We start from the raw sequence: 19,035 nt of genomic DNA, 5'->3' as shown, positions 1-19,035 counted from the left end.
TTTGCGCGTAGCCACCGCGCAAGCGTCGGAATGGGGCAATGGTGAGCGGTGGAGCACCCGTGAAGGATGCGACTCTTGAGCGTTGACATGTCAATTGTCTGAGGTATAACGTCTCGCGTCGTACGGCGCGTGCTGGCCGCCTCGGGAAAGGGACGACACGGCCGGAGCGGTCGGTCCTGTCGTTGCCCAGGGATCCGCTGGTCCCGGGAGGGCGCCAGTCCCGGTCGCACGCATGCGCGTCCGAGTCGTCAGGGCGCCCAGATCACGAAGGAGCAGGTTGTGGTGGATGGTTCGAGCTTCTGGCCCAACGACGCCCGGCTGGTGCTGACCCTCTCGCTGATGTTCGAGGCCGGCGCCGAGGTGCGTCCGGACTCCATCTACCTCGGCCCGCTCGGGCCGATCGAGGACGGCTACCGCGACATCCCTGGCGAGACCTACTTCGAGTACGGGTGGACCGAGGCCATCCCGCGTCTCCTCGACACCTTCGACAAGTACGACATGAAGGTCACGGTGTTCCCGGTCGCCAAGGCGGCCCAGCGCCAACCTGACCTGATCAAGGACATGGTTGCCCGTGGTCACGAGATCGCGGCCCACGGCGTGACGTGGGTCCCCCAGTACAAGATGGGCTACGACGAGGAGCGCGAGTTCGTCTTCGAGAGTGCCCGGATCATCAAGGAGCTCACCGGCAAGCAGCCCCTCGGCTGGAACTGCTGGGGGCTGCGCGGCACACCCGACACCCTTGACCTCCTACAGGAGGCCGGCTTCAAGTACCACATCGACGAGGTGAGTCGCGACGAGCCGTTCGTGCGCGTGCTCAAGAGCGGTGAGCCCTTCGCCGTGGTGCCCTACACGCTGCACAACAACGACCTGCTGTGCTTCGAGGCGCTCGGCTACTCCACCCAGGCGTGGCTCGAGCAGCTCAAGGACGAGTTCGACTACCTCTACGCCGAGGGCGCGACCCGACGTCGGATGATGCCGCTGCCGTGCCACGATCGCACGCTCGGCCGGCCGGGCCGGATGAAGGTTTTCGAGGAGTTCCTCGACTACGCGCTGGGTCACGAGGGAGTGGTCTTCATGAAGCGTGAGGACATCGCCGACGTCGTCCTCGGCGAGTACCCCGACGTCATCACTGCATCCTGAGAACGATCCCCGAAGTCAATCCTGGGAGGAGCCGGCCCGTGGGCAGGTTGAATGGCAAGGTCGCCCTGATCACGGGCGCGGCCCGCGGACAAGGCAGGGCGCACGCGGTGCGAATGGCCGAGGAGGGCGCCGACATCGTGGCGATCGACATCGTCGGCCAGATCGACACCGCGGTCTACGAGATGTCGTCGCCGTCAGATCTGGAGGAGACGGTCCGCCAGGTCGAGGCGCTCGACAGGCGCATCATCGCCGCGCCCGGAGACGTCCGCAGCCAGGCCGACGTCGACAAGCTCGTCGCGTCTGCGCTCGAGGACTTCGGGCACATCGACATCGTGGCCGCAAACGCGGGGATCTTCTCCTACGCGCCCTTCTGGGAGCTGACCGAGACGCAGTGGGACGACATGCAGGACGTCTGCCTCAAGGGTGTCTGGCACACCCTCAAGGCAGTTGCTCCGTCGATGATCGCCGCCGGTAACGGCGGCTCGATGATCCTGACCAGCTCGACGGCAGGGCTCAAGCAGATCCCCAACAGCGCTCATTACGTCGCGGCCAAGCACGGCGTCGTGGGACTGATGCGAGCAGCCGCCAGCGAGCTGGCCCAGCACAACATCCGGGTCAACACCGTGCACCCCACGACCGTTGCCACTCCGATGATCCAGAACGACCCGACGTACGCGCTGTTCCGGCCTGACCTGGAGCACCCGACCCAGGAGGACGCGATCCCGGCGTTCGCCTCAGTCAATCTGATCCCGGTGCCGTGGGTCGAGCCCGTCGACATCAGCAATGCCGTGCTGTTCCTGGCCTCGGACGAGTCACGCTTCATCACCGGCCACACCCTGTCCGTCGACGCCGGGTTCGCGATCAAGTGACCACACGCAGGTCGCTCGAGCCGATCAAGCTCGGGACGCTCGAGGTCCGCAACCGGGTGGCGCAGTCGGCGACGGTGACCAACCTCGGCCGCAACGACGCCGTCACCGATGCGATGGTGGCGTTCTACGCCGAGCGTGCGCGCGGAGGCGTCGGGCTGATCGTGACCGAGGGCTTGTCGGTCCACCCGACGTCGCTGCCGAACACCACCGCGCCGCTGGCCTACGACGAGAGCCTGGTACCCGGGTTCACCAAGCTGGCCTCGGCCGTCCACGAGCACGGCGCGGCGATCCTCGGGCAGATCTGGCACGTCGGACGCCAGGCACTCTGGAACCCCGGCCTGATCCCGTGGGCCCCCTCCGGCACTCGCGACCCCTACAGCGGCACCACACCGCACGTGATGACCGACGCCGAGATCCTCGAGGTGGTGGAGGGCTTCGCGACGTCGGCGGTCAACCTGCGTCGCGCCGGCTTCGACGGCGTCGAGCTGCACGGCGCCCACGGCTACTTGATCACGCAGTTCATGTCGCCGTTGAGCAACCAGCGCACCGACCGCTGGGGCGGGTCGGTCGAGAACCGGGCCCGTTTCGCCCTGGAGATCATCCGGGCCTGCCGCCGTGCGTGCGGACCCGACTTCGTCGTCGGCCTGAAGATGGAGGCCCACGAGTACATCGAGGGTGGGCTCACCCTGGAAGACTCCCAGGAGCTGGTCTCCCACATCGTCGCCACGGAAGCGCCCGACTACATCAGCACGGGGCAGGGCAACTTCAGCCCGAGCCTCGAGAAGCACGTCCCCGACATGCACTTCGGCGAGCGGCCGTTCGTGCACCTGCCGCGGGGCATCCGTGAGGTCGCCCAAGGCGTGCCGGTCATGGCCGTCACCCGCGTCTCCGATCTCGACACGGCCGACGACCTCATCGAGGACGGCACGGCCGACCTCGTGGGGATGACCCGGGCTCTGCTCGCGGACGCCCACCTGGTGCGCAAGGCGGCCGCGGGCCAGACGCCACGGCCCTGCATCTACTGCAACGTCTGCTGGGAGTACATCCACACCGGACGCGTGGTGGCCTGCGTCTACGGACCCGACACCGGACGCGAGGCCGAGGTCCCCGTCGTGGTGCCGGTGTCCGAGCCGGTCGACGTGCACATCGTCGGTGGCGGGCCCGCCGGCCTGGAGGTGGCGCGCGTGGGGCTCGACTACGGCCATGCGGTCACCGTCCACGAGAAGGACTCCGAGCTGGGCGGCCGGATCCGTCGCGAGTCGCGCGTGCCGGGCCGGGAGATCTACGCCGAAGCCGCCGACTGGCTCGAGGACCAGGTCCGCTCCGCCGGCGCCGTCATCGCCACCGGGAGCGAGATCGGTGCCGAGGAGGTGTCCGGACTCGGCGACCTGGTCGTCGTCGCCACCGGCGCCGTGCCCCAGGTGGCCCCCGTCCCTGGTGCCGAGACCGTGCTGGCGCTCGACGGGCTGCTCGAGCGCGACGACGAGACCCCCCTGGGAGGGCCCATCGTGATCATCGACGAGATCGAGTCCGAGCCCGTCTACGGCGTCGCCGAGGAGCTGGCCCGCCGGGGTCACCAGGTGACGGTGCTGACCCGGCGGGCGGCGATCGGTCGGCGCGTCTCCTACATCAGCCTGATCGGGGTCCTTCGCCGGCTCGACGAGCGAGGCGTCACGGTGCAGACGCTCGCGGTGCCGCGCGCGGTCGAGGACGGTCGGCTCGTCGTCGCCCACTCGTTCTCCGGGCGCACCTATCCGCTGGGCCCCGTCGGCACGATCGTGCGCGCGGGACCCTACGAGGTGCCGGCCGGCACCTTGGCAGGTGACGTCACCGTCGGCGACGCGAGCGGACCCCGCGAGCTGCTCGCCGTCGTACGCGAGGCCAACGCCGCGGCGCACCGTGTCTTCTCCCGCGTCCGGGCCAGCGAGGCTGCGGACGCGTGAGATGAGCTCGCGTACCGAGCGTGCCCGCGACCTGCCCAGGTCGGTGTTCGTCCACGAGATCCTCGACCCCAGCGGGCGGTCGCTCACCTGGTTGGAGGAGCAGGGTGTCCGCGTCGTGCGCGGCGAGGAGACCTGGGCTGCGTCGCACCTCGACGAGGACGCGCTCATCGAGCGCGGCCGTGGTCACGTCGCGCTGATGGGTGCCAGCACGAACCCGATCACCAGGCGGGTCATCGAGGAGCTGCCGGACCTCGCCTTCATCTCCAAGTACGGTATCGGCGTCGACTCGATTGACATGGCAGCAGCCGAGGAGCACGGCGTGCTCGTCACCAACACTCCGGTGCCCGAGAACATCGAGGCCGTCGCCGAGTACACGGTCGCCGCGATGCTCGCCCTGCGCAAGCAGCTGCTCTTCTACACGACCGAGCGGATGCGTGAAGGCGGTTGGCGCACGCCCGATGCGTGGGGCGACTTCGTGTGGCGCAAGACGGTCGGGTACGTCGGGTTCGGGCGGATCGCTCGCGCCGTGGCACGACGCCTCCAGGGCTGGGACACGACCACGCTGGTCTACGACCCCTACATCGAGGTGCAGGAGCCCGGAGTCCGGCAGACCTCGCTCGAAGAGCTCCTGGCCGAGTCCGACGTCATCACCTTGCACGCCGTCGCGAGCACCGCCAACCGTCACCTCATCGACGAGGCCGCCCTGAGCCTCGTGAAGCCGTCAGCGGTGATCGTCAACTCCGCACGGGGCTCCCTGATGGACCTCGACGCGGTGCACCGGGCGATGCTCGGGGGCAGGTTGGCGGGAGTGGCCCTGGACGCCTACGAGCACGAGCCCCCGGAGATCGACCACCCGCTGTTCCTGCTGCCCAACGTGCTCGCCACGCCGCACGCCTCGGCGTGGGTGCGCGAGACCTTCCAGCGCATCTCCGACTGCGGCGCCGAGAACCTTGCCGCCGCGCTGCGTGGCGACGTTCCGGACAACGCCGTCAACCCGCAGGTCCTGGGCTGATCTCGACGTTGCCGCCGTGCGACGCCGAGGACCGGCTTCACCAGTCGGTGCCTCGCGCCAAGATGCCCTTGGCGATCACGGTGCGAAGGATGTCGCTGGTGCCCTCGCCGATGGCCATCAATGGCGCGTCGCGGTAGTACCTCTCCACCTCGAACTCCGTCGAGTAGCCGTAGCCGCCGTGCACGCGCATGGCGGCCAGTGAGGACCGCAGCGCCACCTCGGAGGCGAACAGCTTGGCCATCCCGGTCTGCGTGTCGGCCCGGGTGTTCTTGTCCAGCTGGTCGGCGGCCCACCAGGTCAGCAGCCGGGCCGCGTGGGTCTCGGTCGCGAGGTCGGCCAAGGCGAGCTGGATGGCCTGGAAGTCGGCGATCGGATGACCGAACGCCTCGCGCTCGGTCGAGTACCTCAACGCGGCTGCGAGCGAGGCCTCGGAGACCCCGACCGCTCGCGCGGCGACGTTGATGCGACCCGACTCCAGCGCAGAGAGCGCCTGCTTGAGGCCCAGACCCTCGACGCCACCGAGCAGGCTCTCGACCGGGACGCGCACGTGGTCGAGGGTGACCTCGCAGGACTCGGGTCCCTTGTAGCCCAGCTTGCCGAGATCGCGCTGCACCTCGAAGCCGGGTAGCTGCGGGTCGACGAGCAGGAAGCTCATCCCGCGGTGGCGCGGCTCGGCCGTCGGGTCGGTCTTGACCAGCACGGGCAGTGGGTCGGCGTGGCGGGCGTTGGTGATCCAGGTCTTGGTGCCGGTGACGACGTAGTGGTCGCCGTCGCGCACGGCCACCGTCGAGATGCCCTGGAGGTCCGAGCCCGCACCCGGCTCGGTGACCGCGAAGCCGGTGCGTCTCTCCCCGGTGGCCAGCAGCGGGAGCAGCTGGCTCTTCTGCTCCTCGGTGCCGCTCTGGGCGATCAGCCGACAAGACACCGAGTGGCTGCCCAAGATGCCGGCCACGCCCATCCACCCCCGGGCGATCTCCTCGAACACGATCGCGAGCGAGACCTGGTCCAGGCCCAGGCCGCCGTACTCCTCGGGCACGTTGATCCCGAAGAGGTCCATCGCCTTCATGCTCTCGACGATGTCGGTCGGGTAGGCGCCGCTGTGCTCCATCTCGGCGGCGTGCGGCCGGATCTCGCGGTCCACGAAGTCCCGGAGGGTCTGGCGGAAGGATTCCTGGTCGGGGGAGAGGTTGAAGTCCATGAAGTGTCCTTGTCGGTCGGTGGAGTGGTCCAGGCGTCAAGCGAGGCTGACGGCTCAGGGCAGGAAGCCGAGCGGGGGCTCCGGTTGGTCGGCCGTGGCCGCGAGCGTGCCGAAGGCTCCCGCAAGAGTCAGGTCCTCCAGGCGCGCCGCGTCGTAGCCGAGCACCGTGCCGAGCACGTGTCCTGCGTCCTCGTTGCGACGAGGAGCTCGGCGGAAGCGTCCGGCCGTCGGCTCGGGCGCTCCGACCCGCACGGCGCTGACGATCTGCTGCACCACTCCGAACTCGGGGTGGTCGGTCTCGGCGACCAGGTGCCGGGCCGCGACCTGCGGGTCCCGCAGCGCCTCCGCGATGGAGTTCACGGGTGCGCTGGGTACACCGGCCAGCGCGAGCAGCGAGAGCCACTCCGTCTTGGTGCGCTCCAGGAAGCGCTTCTCCAGGAGGGCCAGCACCTCGTCGCGATGCGTGTAGCGCTTGCCGAGGGAGTCGAACCGCTCGTCGCCGGCGAGCTCGGGGAGCCCGATGGCCTCCACCAGCTTGGTCCAGAAGTGCTCCTTGGCGCAGCCGACGACGATCCAGCCGTCAGCGGTCTGGAAGTTCTGGAAGGGCACGATCGACGGGTGCGCCGAGTGGCGGGTGCGAGCCGGGACGTAGCCGGCCGTCAGGTTCCACGTCGCCAGGTAGGTCAGGAGGGAGATCGCGTTGTCGAACAGGCTCACGTCGCAGTCGGTGCCGCGACCGTCGCGTCGCGCGACGTGCAGACCGGCCAGGATCGCCATCGCGGCGACGTAGCCCCCGGACCAATCGACGAGCGACAGGCCCGACTTCGACGGAGGTCCACCGGGCTCGCCCGTGATGTCCATCCATCCGGCCAGGCCCTGGATGATGTAGTCGTAGCCAGGCTGCGCCGCACGCGGACCGGTGCTGCCGAAGCCGCTGAGCGAGCAGCACACGATGGCGGGGTTGAGGTCGCTGAGGTCCTCGTAGCGGATCCCGAGCTTGGCCGGGACGTCCCCTCGCATGTTGGAATAGACGACGTCGGAGTGGCGCACCAGGTCCTCGAAGACCTGACGTCCGGCGCTGTTGCCGAGGTCGAGGCTCAGGGAGCGCTTGTTGCGGTTGAGGGACTCGAAGAACAGGTTGTCCTCGCCCCTCTGGAACGGCGGGATGTAGCGCCCCACGTCGCCCTTGGCCTGCGGGTCCTCGATCTTGATCACCTCGGCGCCGAGGTCTGCCAGGTGCATCGACCCGAACGGTCCGGCGCCGTACTGCTCAATGGCGATGATGCGCACGTCGCCCAGGGGCGCAAGCTCAGGGGTGCCCGTCTCATTGCCCGTGCCGTTGCCCGTGCCGTTGCCCGTGCCGTTGCCCGTGCCGTTGCCCGTGCCGTTGCCCGTGCCGTTGCCCGTGCCGTTGCCCGTGCCGTTGCTCGAGGTCATGGCAGGTCCCGCCCGCCCTCGACGCTCGCGATGCGCTGGCCCGACCAGTCGATCGCGACGTAGACCTCGAAGAGGTGGTCGAGGTGGGCTTCCATCGCGGCCATGGCGCCGTCGGGGTCTCGGGCCTCGATGGAGGCGAACACCTCCTGGTGCTCGGCCTCGACCCGGCCCCAGAAGTCGGCCGGGGCGGCGCCGCGGTTGAGCCGCATCCGCATGACGTCAAAGATGGGTCGGGCCATCACCTCCAGCATCCTGTTGCCGGACGCCGCGAGGACCTCGACGTGGAAGTTGGAGTGCTCCATCGTCGCGCCCGACCTGGCGACCGGCCGGGCCGCAGCGCCGATGGCGACCAGGCCAGCGGCATCGGCGCGCTCGGTAGCCATCCGGGTCGCGGGGACCTCGAGGGACTTGCGCGCCTCGAGCAGCTCCCCGATGGACATCCGGTCAGCTCCGGCGAGCAGTCCGATGCTCGTCTCGAGGTAGCGACTCACTGTGTCGGCGTCCGGTGTCACGACGAACGTCCCGCCCTTGGCCCCGCGCGTCGTCACCAGGAGCTGCTGCGAGGCCAGGATGCGGAGCCCCTCGCGCACCGTGGTGCGTCCGACCCCGAACATCTTGGCGAGCTCACCTTCCGAGGGCAACCGCTGACCGTGCACGAGGTCGCCCGACACCAGGAGCCCGCGCAGCTGGTCGGCGACCTGCTCGTAGACGGGTCTGACCGCAGTGACGGGCAGCCCGGTGGCGGCGTGCTCCGGGGAAGACGTCACTTCAGGCTCATCCCGGCGTCCACGGGAATCATCGACCCGGTGATGTAGCGGGCGTCGTCGCTGGCCAAGAACGCGACCACCTGGGAGACGTCGGAGGGCTCCACCCATGGCACGGGGAGGATGTTGAGCCCGTAGTAGGAGTCCATGACGTCGTCCTTGGTCGGAGCCTCGAGGTCCGGCCGGAACAGCTTGAACGTCGAGTCGTTGACCAGCAGGTCGGTGTTCACGCCCGTCGGGTGGACCGTGTTGACGCGGATGGAGTGCTGGCCGAGCTCGACGGCGAGGCTCTTCATCAGTCCGACCACGCCGTGCTTGGCCGTGGTGTAGGCGCCGAAGTGAGCGGCCGGCCGCAGCGCCAACGACGAGGAGATCAAGATGATCGAACCCCCGTGGCCGGCAGCGACCAGGTGGGGGAGCGCTGCATGCACGGTGTTGAACACGCCGGTGAGGTTGGTGTCGATGACGGCGGCCCAGTCCTCGTAGGTGTGGTTCGCCAAGGTCACGCCCGGACCGTTGATCCCCGCGTTGGCGACCACGATGTCCAGGCGTCCCAGCTCATCCACGCCGCGGTCGAGCAGCGTGCGCACGGCGTCGTGGTCGCGGGCGTCGCACACGGCCGACACGATGCGCCGCTCCAGCGCCTCGACGGCCCGGACGGTCTCGGCCAGGTCTGCTTCGTCCGAGGCGGGTGCGCCCTGCGCGTGGACGGGCGCACAGATGTCGTAGGCGATGATGTCGGCGCCTTCGGCCGCCAGAGCCACGGCGTGGGAGCGACCCATCCCCCGCGCAGCCCCCGAGATGAAGGCCACGCGTCCTTCGAGCCGTCCAGCCATCGACCCGTCCTCTCAGTCCCGATGGGCGCCGTTGGCACGTTCAGGATGACCGTAATTGTCAGACGTTTGGCCGTCAAGACTACTAAGGCATCCGGGTGTGCCGCGGACTGCTGGCGCTTTGGCCAGAGAGAGCGTCCTCGGAGTGAAGCATGCGAGATGTCAGCGCAAATCTTCGTGATGTCGGGCATTAGGCGGTTGACACGGCTGTAACGATGGTCTCAAATGTCTGAGGTATGAATCGTCCTTCTCGGACGCACAAGCTGGAACGAGCGCGGCCCGTCGGACCTCGCCTCGCAGCACCAAGCGGATGGACGTGGGGTGCCGACTTCGCGGCACCACGCCGAACACAAGGAAGGATCTGCGATGGACGGAAGCGTCGGCGGTACGGGATCTGCGGGCCCGAGCGATTTCGAGCTCGAGCGGCGAGACCAGGTCGACTACTTGGTGAGCAAGGGCATGAGCCGGCGAGGCATCCTGCGCCGGATGGGCATCACCGCGGTGCTGACCCCACCGGTGCTCGCAGCGCTGTCGGCATGCACGGGGGACAGCGAGTCTGACGTCGCCACGAAGCTGGGCGGCAGCGCTGTCGACGGCAAGAAGATCAAGATGCTCGAGGTCAGCTTCGGCGACGTCATCCCGTGGTGCGTCCAGATCACCGACTCCATGCGCTTTTGGGGTGAGATGTTCGGTGTGGAGCTCACGCACGTCGACGGCGGTGCCTCGCCCGACGTGCAGATCAAGGCGTTCGAGGAAGCGGCCAACCGTCAGGACTGGGACCTGATCGCCGTGACGCCCATCCAGCCCAACAGCCTGGCCACCACCGCCCGGCAGCAGATCGATGCGGGAGCCCAGGTGCTCCAGCTCGCGGTCGACATCGGGAAGCCGGGCGAGGACATCGGCTACCTCACCTTCATCCAGCAAGACTACGAGGAGGTGGGCTACTCCCTCGCGTCCGACCTGTTCACCAAGGCCGGAGGGTCGGGCACCTGCATCGTCACCCAGGGTGTGGCTGGCGCCTCCAACGTCACGGGCCGGAGCAAGGGCGTGCACCGGGCGCTCGAGCAGTTCCCCGACATGGAGCTGCTCGAGGAGGCCTTCACCGACTACTCCGACGCCGAGAGCAAGCGGCTCTGGGACTCCTACGTGCAGAAGTACCCGGACATCTCCTGCGCGGTCGAGCTGACCGCCGGCACGGCCGCGCTCAACGGCGCGGTCGCCGCGCTGACCGCGGCAGGCCGGGAGAAGGACACCTTCGTGGGCACCAACAACGCTGAGGACTTCGCCTGCCAGGCAGTCATCGACGGGAAGATCTCGGCCACGATCCGGCACTCCTCGAACCTGCTGGGCATGTGGGCGGCCGTCATCGGCGCCCAGTACATCAACGGCACCAACACCGACGTGCCGAAGGACTCGTGGATGCCCTCGCAGTTGGTCAGCAACGTCACGCAGGCACAGTCGATGCTGGCGCTCCAGCAGAACGGACTGAACCTGGTATGACCGCCACCGTGACAGCGCCGGCGGTGATGCGCGTCGAGGACCTCGAGGTGTCCTACGGCGGGGTCCACGCGCTGCGCGGTGTCACGATGGAGGTTCGTGCCGGTGAGATCTGCGCCCTTCTCGGGGGCAACGGTGCCGGCAAGTCGACCCTGATGAAGTGCCTGACCGGCGTCGTGCAACCCGACGCCGGTCAGGTGCTCGTCGACGGAGAGCCGGTGCGCTTCAGCTCGCCGAGCCAGGCCCTCGATGCCGGTGTCCGCGTGGTCTACCAGGAACTGTCGCTTTTCCCGACCCTCTCGGTCGCGGAGAACATCGTGGGCGCAGCCGGGGCGGGCAAGGTGGTCAGGTGGAAGAAGGTCGCCGCTGAGGCCCGGGCGGCAATGAGGTCGGTCGGGGTCAACCTCGACCTCGACCGAGCAGTCGGGCAGCTCGCGGTGGGGGAGCAGCAGATCGTCGAGATCGTGCGTGCCGTCAGGTCACGCGGCCGGGTGCTCATCCTCGACGAGCCCACCTCGGCGTTGGGACGCGAGCAGGCCGACCATCTCTTCGAGCTGCTGGACAACCTCGCCGCGGCGGGCAATGCCGTGGTGTTCGTGACCCAGGACTTCGGTGACGCGCTGCGTCACGCCGACGTCATCCGGGTGATGCGCGAAGGCAGGCTCTCGCAGGAGTTCCGGCCGGGCGAGACCACGAGTCTGGAGCTGATCCACGCTGCGTTCGGCGCGGACCGCAACGTCTTGGAGTCGACGTACGAGTCGGGGCACGTCAGGCTGCCGGCCCGCAACGACCAGCCGGTGGTGCTCGACGCGAGAGGTATCCAGTCCCTGCCCATGGTCGGCGACATGTCGCTGACGGCGCACCGGGGGGAGGTCGTCGGGCTGTACGGCGGTCTCGACTCCGGCCATCTCGCCTTCGCGCAGGCGCTGGTGGGTGCCCGGAACCGGTCCGCCGGCAAGGTCAGCGTGGGCGAGAAGACCGTGGGCGCCAACAACCCGGCCGCGTCGGTCAAGGCCGGCATCGGCTATCTCTCGGCCGACCGTCGCGAGGGGCTTGCCCTGAGCCACGACGTCGCCGACAACGTCACGCTGGCCAACCTGACCCGGATGTCGCGCTGGCTGGTGCCGGCTCGCAAGGAGCAGAGCGTCACCAAGGAGCTGATCGACACGCTCCGCATCCGCAGTGCCCGGCCGGACGTGGCCGTCGACACGCTGTCGGGTGGCAACCAGCAGAAGGTGCTGTTCGCCCGCTGGATGCTGTTCGACCCCGAGGTGCTGGTGCTCGTCGAACCCACCCGTGGCATGGACATCGCCGCCAAGAGCGACGTCATCAGGATCATCCGCGAGCGCGCCGAGCAAGGCACGGCGGTCGTGGTGGTCTCGGCCGAGGCCGAGATCGTGCTCAGCGTCTCCGACCGCGTCCTGGTGGCCAGGAAGGGCGGGATCACCCGCGAGTTCGTCGACGAGGAGGTCTCGGTGAGCGAGCTCGTCGCGGCCGCGACCGGGTGAGCTGGCCCCGATGACCCGACCCAACGTCCCGACCGATGTCCCGACCGATGTCCGGACCGATGTCCGGACCGATGTCCGGACCGATGTCCGGACCGATGTCCGGACCGATGTCCGGACCGGTTACTCGGCCGACTCCGCTGCCGATTCCATGGCCGATTCCCCTGGAGGAAGAAGAGATGGCGACCCCCACGATGAGCGCTGACACGACCGAGAAAAAGCATCCTGCAGATGGCGGTCGACAGGGGCTGGCCGTGCGGCTCGGCTCTCGGGCGCTGCGCAACGCCACGCTCGTCGGGCCCGTCCTGCTGCTCGTCGCCATGTTCGTCGCCTTCTCGCTGACGACCGACTCCTTCCTGACGACCCGCAACCTCACCTCGGTGATCCAGAACAACTCCGTCATCGCGATCCTCGGCATCGGCCTGACCATGGTCATCCTGCTCGGCGAGATCGACCTGGCGTTCTCGGGCATCGTGCTGGTCACGGGAGCCTCCACCGGGCTGTTCTTCACCGGGACGGCTGTCAGCATCCCCCTCATCGGTGCGTTCACCGTGGGCGGCGGCGGTCTCGTGCAGACGCTCGTCACGCTTCTGGTGGGCCTGCTCCTCGGCCTCCTGGTCGGATGGCTGGTCGGGAAGGTCGCGGTCCCCAGCCTGATCGCGTCCCTGGCCGTGCTGCTCCTGGCCCAGGGCCTGGCGGTCTACTGGCTCAACGGGCAGGCAGCCTTCGACTTCCCCGACTGGGTGCTCTCGTTGGGGCACGGGAAGGCCTTCGGCATCCCGAAGCTGGCGTGGTGCGCGGCAGCGGTGGCGCTCGTGGTCCACCTCCTGCTCTCGCGCACCATCTTCGGGCGTCACATCTACATGGCGGGGGCCAACCGCAACGCCGCCCGGTTGAGCGGCATCAACACCACCCGGCTGGTCCTGATGGTGTTCGCGATCTCCGGCCTCATCGGCGCGATCGCCGGCATCTGCTACGCCGGCAACTTCGGCTCGGTGAACGCGGAGTCCGGCAAGGAGCTCCTGCTGCCGACCTTCGCCGCGGTCGTGCTCGGCGGCAACTCGCTGCTGGGTGGCTCGGGTGGCGTGAAGAACACCGTCGTCGGCGTGCTGATCTTCGCCGTCCTCGACAACGGGCTGCTCCTGCTCGATATCGACGTCTTCCTCAGGCCTCTGATGCAAGGCCTCCTGCTGGTGGTGGCGGTCATGCTCAACGTCGGTCTCAGCAGACTGGCGGCCTACGCCAACCGCCAGTCCTCCGACCAGACCGTGCAGTCACTCGCCTGAGCCCGACCGAGACAGGAGATCGATGGTGAACGACCGCGAGTCCATCTTCCTCACCTTCCAGGCGCTGCGTCCGGACGAGGCCGAGCTGTTCCTCGGCGTGATCGAGACGGTGCTGCCCCACGCCCAGCCCCAGCTCGACCTCCCGCGCATCGCGACCGCGCTCGTCATCGACGCACAGATGGTGGCCGGCCTCGACCTGCGGGCGCTGGTGCTCGATGGTCTGCGCGAGGTCGACCAGTCGTGCCGCCGGGCGCACGGCGCCGGGTTCACGTCGGTGCCCCCGGAGCAGCGGGTCGAGGCGCTGCGTGCCGTTGAGGACACGCCGTTCTTCCAGACGTTGATCCACATCGTGAAGGCCGACTTCTACAACCGTCACATCGTGTGGCGGGTGCTGGGCTACCCCGACCTCGACCGCGAGGACGGCTACCTGGACCACGGGTTCGACCGGCTGCCCTTGGTGGGCGCCGGCACCGCCGAGATGACAGGAGAGGCGAGCCGTGGCTAGCCGCAAGGAGTACAAGCTCAACGAGCCCGTCGACGTACTCGTCATCGGCACGGGTGCAGGCGGCGGGAACGTCATCCGCGAGCTCTGCCTCAACGGCGTCGAGGTCGTGGCTCTCGAGGCGGGCCCGAGGTTCGACCCGGAGCGCGACTTCGTCAACGACGAGCTCACGATGTTCAACAAGCTCAGCTCGACCGACGCGATCATCCCTGCCGGCGACTCGGTCGGCGCGTTCCCGGTGTGGACCGTCAAGGGGGTCGGCGGGTCCACGGTGCACTGGACGGGGAACTCGCTGCGGGCTCGCGAGCACGAGCTCAGGGCTCGCTCGGTCTACGGCGACATCGACGGTGCATCGCTGACCGACTGGCCTCTCACCCTCGAGGAGCTCAATCCCTACTACGAGCAGGCCGAGCGGTACTTCGGCGTCACCGGTCGGGTCCAGCCCCTGCAGCGCACCAACGCCAACGTCGCGGCCATCAAGCCGGGTGCTGACAAGCTGGGACTGAACCTGCGCGCCACCCCCATCGGCGTCAACGCCCATGGCCCCTATGACGGGCGGGCGCAGTGCACACAGCGCGGCCACTGCATGCAGGGCTGCTCCAACGGCGCCATGTGGAGCACGCTCACGGAGGCGATACCGAAGGCCGAGAAGACCGGCTGGCTCGACCTGCGGACCGGCTGCCAGGCGCTGACGATCAACCTGGACGCCTCGGGCCGCGCGAAGAGCGTCACCTACGCCCGCGCGGACGGCACCACCGAGGAGCAGGCCGCCAAGATGGTCGTCGTCGCCGGCAACTCGATCAACACCCCTCGTCTCCTGCTGAACTCCGCGACGTCTACCGCTCCGGACGGACTGGCCAACAGCAGCGGACAGGTCGGCCGCAACTTCATGTGCCACGTGACCGGCACGTCGTTCGCACTGATGCCGCACGAGGTGCACGCCTACAAGGGCATCACCACCACCGGGATGATCGACGACTTCTCGGGCAACGCGCCGGACCAGGTCGGGTACGTCGGCGGCTTCAACTTCGTGACCGTGTCGATGGGGATGGCAACCCTGTCGATCTTCGCGCAGCCCGGGAGCCTGATCTCCAAGCCCGGCAGTCGGGGCAACTGGGGCACCGACCTCGTGCACCTGATGGACAACTACACCCACCTGGCCGGCCTGCACTTCGTCGGCGAGGACATGCCCAACCCCAACAACGGCGTGACCCTGCACCCGACGACGAAGGACGCGTTCGGGATGCCCGTCGCGGTGCTGGAGTACAACGACCACCCCAACAACGCCTCGATGCGGCGCCGTGGCTGGGCCAAGGCGACCGAGATCTTCGAGGCCGCGGGTGCCGAGGAGGTGATCGAGGTGCCGCCCTTCCCGGACACCCACCTGCTGGGCACCTGCCGGATGGGTGACGACCCCGCGACCTCGGTAGTCGACGGCTACGGCCGCGCCCACGACGTCGAGAACCTCTTCATCGCCGACGGCAGTGTGTTCCCCACCTCGACGGCCGAGAACCCCTCGCTCACCATCTCGGCCCTGGCGATCCGACAGGCTCAACACATCATGAGCATCATGGCCGGTGAGGAGGACTAGCTCCTCCTCGCGATCGGCCTGGGTCGTCCTGGCTGTCAGCGTCGGAGCGCAGAGCGGCACGAGTTTCTACCAGTTCGGGATTCCCTACCTGCTCCCGCAGGTGCGCTCCGCGTTGGGCGTCTCGTTGTTCGAGGGCGCATTGCTGGTAGCAGCGCCGACGGCGGGGATGATCGCCACCTTGCTGCTGTGGGGCTGGACGGCGGATCGTCTGGGGGACCGCCCGGTCATGGCGACCGGGCTGTTGGGGGCCGGCGCCTGCCTCGTCGCCGTCCCCCTCGCCGGCAGCGCACTCGTCCTGGGCGGACTGCTGTTTCTGGCCGGTGCCTTCGGTGCCTCGGTCAACGTGACCAGCGGTCGCGTCGTGCTGCGGTCCTTCGGGGTCAGCGAACGCGGGCTGGCCATGGGGATCCGGCAGACCTCGCCGTTGATCGGCATGGGTCTGGCAGCCCTGCTGCTGCCCGGACTCGGGGCCGCGTACGGCTACGCCGAGGCACTTCTCGTGCCCGCAGCCATCTGCGCAGCAGCCGCGTGCGCCGCCGTGGTCGTCATCGATCCCGCCCTGAGGCGTCCGGACGTTCCCCGGGTGCGCACCCCGTCGCCGTACCGTCACCCGGAGCTGTGGCTCCTGCACAGCGCCAGCGCTCTGCTGGTAATCCCCCAGATCGCGGTGGCGTCGTTCGCGTTCATCTACCTGGTGGACGTCGCCGGTTGGACCTCGGCAACCGCCGGGACGTGGCTGGCCGTCGCGATGGCGGGCGGTGCGGCTTGCCGGCTGCTCGCCGGCACCTGGTCGGACCGCGTCGGTGACCGCGTCGCACCGATGCGCAGGCTGGCCCTGCTGGCCTTCGCCGTCGTGGCGGCTACCGCTGCGCTGATGCTGGTGCGTGGAGGAAGCGTGCCCGCGGTGCTCTTGCCCGCGGCGGCCGTCACCTCGGCCTGGAACGGGCTCGCCTTCACCGCTGTCGCCGAGACGGCCGGCTCCACGTGGGCGGGTCGCGCGCTGGGGTTGCAGAACACGCTGCAGTACGTCACCACCGCCGCGACCCCGCCCGTGATGGCGCTCGCCATCGGGCCGGGACGCTACGGCTGGGCGTTCCTGGGCTCCAGTTTGGCCGCCCTCGTCGCCTTCGTCCTGGTGCCAGCGGGCCTCAGCCCAGCAGCGAGTCCGCAGCAGGAACCCCACGACGCGACCGCGCCAGGGACGTGACCCAGCCTCACTGACGCTGCTCAAGGGGAGCCCTCGGCCGCTATGGGGGTCACCGGCCGATGCGAAGTCCGAAGGCATCGCCCAGGGAGGGCGCACCCGCTGCGTCTCGCAGCGGCGGTTGGTGGACGACCTCGCTGAGGAACCGTGACAGGGACAGGTGTGTCAGGGGTGCGTCGACGACCACGTGCCGGAGGCTGGGGTGCAGCACCGTGGTCAGCACCAGGTTGTCCTGGTGGCGGTCGTCCTCGTCGGCGGTGATCACGACGGCCAGACGGCCCGATCGCCAGTCGGGGCCGGCGAGCACTGCGTCCACGGTGAGGTGCAGCCAGTCGTCTGCTCTCGTCAGCGAGCAGTCGTGCGCGTCGTTGCACAGGTCGGGGATCACCATCCCGACATTCGGCAGCGTGCCGGCGGCGATGTCTCCGGGTAGCCGGGTGGCCGGGACGTCGTAGGTCGAGCAAGCTGCTCGGTCGTCGACGAAGTAGGTCCACGGGTTGTGGCGGACGACGTACTGGTCGCCGCCGCTCGTCGTCGCGCAGGTGCCGGGCATCCCCTCGGCGTAGATGGCGGCTGTCTTGCCGGCGGCCAGCGCCTGCGAGAACACCGAGGGCCCGTGGAGCCGGTGCACGTCCGGGTCGCCGTCGTCGGCGATCCCGAGCGTGCTGCCTGCTGCCATGGCGATGTAGTTGCCGAGCGACGGGTGGGTCAGGGCCGCGTAAGACGTGGTGTACCCGTAACGCTCGGCCAGCGCGAACGTGCTCGGCATCTGGGTGCGCATCTGGTCCAGCGAGTGGTTCTCGACCACGAACACGAGGACCTTGCTCACCCCGGGAGACACCGCAGGGGTCGGCGACGGTTGCGTGGTGTGAGCCTTGGTGGGGCGAGGGCTCGGCGAGGCGGTGTGCGGTGGCCGCTCGGTGTGCTGCGTGGACGCCTCGCTGACCTCCGGCGGCGAGGGCAGGTCGGACTCCGTTGTTGCGACGCAGCCCGTGAGCGAGAGGAGGCCAGCGCATGCGAGTGCGGTCGAGCAGCTGGCCCAGCGCGTCATGGCACCCCGGACCCGCACTCACGTCACCTCCGCCCGGTCAAGCCTGAGACACCGTCCGGGTGTGAAGCAAGTTGAGGCGATCAGCGATCCGGTTGTGCAGCGCAGTGGCTGCGGCGGCCGTCAGCCCATGGTCGCCGGCGTCGCGGTGCGCCGTCGTGGGTGCGCCCGACTCCTCGAGGCCGTATGTCGCCGCGACGGGTGGAGCGAAGACGCTCACGACTCGTCGAGGGGCACGAGCTCGGCGGCGGTTCGGACGCCGCTCCATCGGGCGACCTCACCGGCCAGGTCGAGCCGGTCGACGGGTGCGGCGCTCTCATAGGCACCCCACTCCGCCTTGGGCAGCATCCACATGACCTCGAACTCGTTGCCGTCGGGGTCGTGGGCGTAGACGCTCTTGGTCGCGCCGTGACTGGACTCACCGGTGAGGGCATCGAGGTTCGCCAGCGTGAGCCTGGCCTCCTCGAGCTCCTCGATGGTGTCGACCTGCCAGGCCAGGTGGTAGAGCCCCAGTGAGCCACGTGGGCGGGGTGTCTGCGCGCCGACCCCGAACAGGCCGAGGTCGTGGTGGTTGCCTGAGCGGGGAAGCCGGAGGAAGGCTGCGTTCGCACGGGGCTCGCGGGCCACGACCGTCATGGCGAAGGCCTGCTGGTAGAACGCAAGGCTGCGCTCCAGGTCGGCCACGAAGAGGACGGCGTGGTTGAGGCGGACGGCCCTGATTGCTGCGACGGTCATGGGTGGGACTCCTTGCTGTCGGGTCGAGATGGTCACACAGTGGAGATCAGGCGGCGATGCCGAGGCCGTCGGTCCCGGACATCTTCTCGTTGACGGCGCGTCTGACCGGGCTCTACGGCACCGACGGGAGGAAGCAGGGGACCCCGCGAGAGTCGGGTCGCGAGTGAGGCGATGTCGGTCGTGACGACGCTGCAGCCGGGTGCCGGGCCTATCGTGGGCTGGGTGAGCGACGAGGACATCCAGGCCCGCATCAAGGGCCTCATCGAGCAGGAGCACGACCTCCGTCGGCGGCTGGGCGCCGGCGAGATCACCAGCGAGGTCGAGCACTCCGAGCTCGCTCGGCTCGAGGTCGAGCTCGACCAGTGCTGGGACCTGCTCCGGCAGCGTCGGGCTCGGCGCGAGTTCGGGCAGGACCCTGACGACGCCGCGGTCCGCGACCCCGGCACCGTGGAGAACTACCGCGGCTGACCG

The 19,035-nt window shown here is 69.0% G+C and carries 17 protein-coding genes; 11 read left to right on the top strand and 6 right to left on the bottom strand.

Annotated elements, in window-relative coordinates:
- The first annotated feature begins 282 nt into the window (after positions 1 to 282).
- Genes ISU10_RS00355 through ISU10_RS00340 form a run of 4 tightly spaced genes read left to right on the top strand, consistent with a single transcriptional unit; the run spans position 283 to position 4,964 of the window.
- Entirely contained in the window at positions 283 to 1,140 is an 858-nt protein-coding gene (locus ISU10_RS00355; protein ID WP_194694374.1) for a polysaccharide deacetylase family protein, read from the top strand.
- A 38-nt stretch (positions 1,141 to 1,178) separates the two neighbouring features.
- Positions 1,179 to 2,009, top strand: coding sequence for a mycofactocin-coupled SDR family oxidoreductase (locus ISU10_RS00350; RefSeq protein WP_194694373.1), 831 nt, complete (start codon positions 1,179 to 1,181; stop codon positions 2,007 to 2,009).
- The gene (locus ISU10_RS23945; protein WP_194694372.1) at positions 2,006 to 3,952 is read left to right on the top strand and encodes an oxidoreductase; all 1,947 of its coding nucleotides are present in this window, start codon (positions 2,006 to 2,008) and stop codon (positions 3,950 to 3,952) included. Before ISU10_RS00350 ends, ISU10_RS23945 begins: the two co-directional genes overlap by 4 nt.
- Position 3,953: 1 nt before the next feature.
- The gene (locus ISU10_RS00340; RefSeq protein WP_194694371.1) at positions 3,954 to 4,964 is read left to right on the top strand and encodes an NAD(P)-dependent oxidoreductase; all 1,011 of its coding nucleotides are present in this window, start codon (positions 3,954 to 3,956) and stop codon (positions 4,962 to 4,964) included.
- A gap of 37 nt (positions 4,965 to 5,001) precedes the next feature.
- On the opposite strand, the gene ISU10_RS00335 is transcribed toward ISU10_RS00340, so the two are convergent.
- From ISU10_RS00335 to ISU10_RS00320, 4 genes are read right to left on the bottom strand one after another with little or no spacing between them, the layout of a single operon-like run.
- Complete coding sequence (locus tag ISU10_RS00335) at positions 5,002 to 6,162, bottom strand: acyl-CoA dehydrogenase family protein (RefSeq protein ID WP_194694370.1); 1,161 nt, start codon at positions 6,160 to 6,162, stop codon at positions 5,002 to 5,004.
- A gap of 54 nt (positions 6,163 to 6,216) precedes the next feature.
- Positions 6,217 to 7,599 (bottom strand): CaiB/BaiF CoA transferase family protein, encoded by a 1,383-nt coding sequence (locus ISU10_RS00330; RefSeq protein WP_194694369.1) that lies wholly within the window; start codon positions 7,597 to 7,599, stop codon positions 6,217 to 6,219.
- Positions 7,596 to 8,366 carry a FadR/GntR family transcriptional regulator gene (locus ISU10_RS00325; protein ID WP_194694368.1) on the bottom strand — a complete coding sequence of 257 codons (771 nt, stop codon included), beginning with the start codon at positions 8,364 to 8,366 and terminating at the stop codon, positions 7,596 to 7,598. Before ISU10_RS00325 ends, ISU10_RS00330 begins: the two co-directional genes overlap by 4 nt.
- Positions 8,363 to 9,199, bottom strand: coding sequence for a mycofactocin-coupled SDR family oxidoreductase (locus tag ISU10_RS00320; protein WP_194694367.1), 837 nt, complete (start codon positions 9,197 to 9,199; stop codon positions 8,363 to 8,365). The genes ISU10_RS00325 and ISU10_RS00320 overlap by 4 nt, the downstream gene beginning before the upstream one ends.
- 363 nt (positions 9,200 to 9,562) lie before the next feature.
- Between ISU10_RS00320 and ISU10_RS00315 the strand changes: the two genes are divergently transcribed.
- From ISU10_RS00315 to ISU10_RS00290, 6 genes are all read left to right on the top strand, one after another.
- Complete coding sequence (locus ISU10_RS00315; RefSeq protein WP_194694366.1) at positions 9,563 to 10,696, top strand: sugar ABC transporter substrate-binding protein; 1,134 nt, start codon at positions 9,563 to 9,565, stop codon at positions 10,694 to 10,696.
- A complete protein-coding gene (locus ISU10_RS00310) occupies positions 10,693 to 12,201 on the top strand; it encodes a sugar ABC transporter ATP-binding protein (protein WP_194694365.1) in 1,509 nt (502 codons plus the stop codon). The genes ISU10_RS00315 and ISU10_RS00310 overlap by 4 nt, the downstream gene beginning before the upstream one ends.
- A gap of 176 nt (positions 12,202 to 12,377) precedes the next feature.
- The gene (locus ISU10_RS00305) at positions 12,378 to 13,484 is read left to right on the top strand and encodes an ABC transporter permease (protein ID WP_194694364.1); all 1,107 of its coding nucleotides are present in this window, start codon (positions 12,378 to 12,380) and stop codon (positions 13,482 to 13,484) included.
- Positions 13,485 to 13,506: 22 nt separating this feature from the next.
- Positions 13,507 to 13,989, top strand: a complete 483-nt coding sequence (locus ISU10_RS00300) for a gluconate 2-dehydrogenase subunit 3 family protein (protein ID WP_194694363.1) — start codon at positions 13,507 to 13,509, stop codon at positions 13,987 to 13,989.
- A complete protein-coding gene (locus ISU10_RS23940) occupies positions 13,982 to 15,577 on the top strand; it encodes a GMC family oxidoreductase (RefSeq protein WP_194694362.1) in 1,596 nt (531 codons plus the stop codon). Before ISU10_RS00300 ends, ISU10_RS23940 begins: the two co-directional genes overlap by 8 nt.
- A complete protein-coding gene (locus tag ISU10_RS00290; RefSeq protein WP_194694361.1) occupies positions 15,564 to 16,784 on the top strand; it encodes an MFS transporter in 1,221 nt (406 codons plus the stop codon). Before ISU10_RS23940 ends, ISU10_RS00290 begins: the two co-directional genes overlap by 14 nt.
- A 49-nt stretch (positions 16,785 to 16,833) precedes the next feature.
- Here ISU10_RS00290 and ISU10_RS00285 read toward each other — a convergent pair whose 3' ends face one another.
- A complete protein-coding gene (locus ISU10_RS00285; protein ID WP_370864450.1) occupies positions 16,834 to 17,610 on the bottom strand; it encodes an alkaline phosphatase family protein in 777 nt (258 codons plus the stop codon).
- A 435-nt stretch (positions 17,611 to 18,045) separates the two neighbouring features.
- Positions 18,046 to 18,564 (bottom strand): VOC family protein, encoded by a 519-nt coding sequence (locus ISU10_RS00280; RefSeq protein WP_194694360.1) that lies wholly within the window; start codon positions 18,562 to 18,564, stop codon positions 18,046 to 18,048.
- 222 nt (positions 18,565 to 18,786) lie between these two features.
- Here ISU10_RS00280 and ISU10_RS00275 point away from each other — a divergent pair, with 222 nt between their 5' ends.
- A complete protein-coding gene (locus ISU10_RS00275; RefSeq protein WP_370864449.1) occupies positions 18,787 to 19,032 on the top strand; it encodes a DUF2630 family protein in 246 nt (81 codons plus the stop codon).
- Positions 19,033 to 19,035 lie beyond the last annotated feature (3 nt).

Origin of the sequence: Nocardioides agariphilus (assembly GCF_015352445.1) — a bacterium.
In the GTDB taxonomy this organism is placed as follows: domain Bacteria; phylum Actinomycetota; class Actinomycetes; order Propionibacteriales; family Nocardioidaceae; genus Nocardioides; species Nocardioides agariphilus.
Note: the sequence above shows the minus strand (reverse complement) of the source record. Positions and strands in the feature narration are given on the sequence as shown.

Excerpts from the sequence above, each read along its gene's own strand:
- ISU10_RS00340 (WP_194694371.1), top strand. The coding sequence starts at position 3,954 with ATGAGCTCGCGTACCGAGCGTGCCCGCGACCTGCCCAGGTCGGTGTTC.
- ISU10_RS00335 (WP_194694370.1), bottom strand. The coding sequence starts at position 6,162 with ATGGACTTCAACCTCTCCCCCGACCAGGAATCCTTCCGCCAGACCCTC.
- ISU10_RS00330 (WP_194694369.1), bottom strand. The coding sequence starts at position 7,599 with ATGACCTCGAGCAACGGCACGGGCAACGGCACGGGCAACGGCACGGGC.
- ISU10_RS00320 (WP_194694367.1), bottom strand. The coding sequence starts at position 9,199 with ATGGCTGGACGGCTCGAAGGACGCGTGGCCTTCATCTCGGGGGCTGCG.
- ISU10_RS00315 (WP_194694366.1), top strand. The coding sequence starts at position 9,563 with ATGGACGGAAGCGTCGGCGGTACGGGATCTGCGGGCCCGAGCGATTTC.
- ISU10_RS00310 (WP_194694365.1), top strand. The coding sequence starts at position 10,693 with ATGACCGCCACCGTGACAGCGCCGGCGGTGATGCGCGTCGAGGACCTC.
- ISU10_RS00305 (WP_194694364.1), top strand. The coding sequence starts at position 12,378 with ATGGCGACCCCCACGATGAGCGCTGACACGACCGAGAAAAAGCATCCT.
- ISU10_RS00300 (WP_194694363.1), top strand. The coding sequence starts at position 13,507 with ATGGTGAACGACCGCGAGTCCATCTTCCTCACCTTCCAGGCGCTGCGT.
- ISU10_RS00280 (WP_194694360.1), bottom strand. The coding sequence starts at position 18,564 with ATGACCGTCGCAGCAATCAGGGCCGTCCGCCTCAACCACGCCGTCCTC.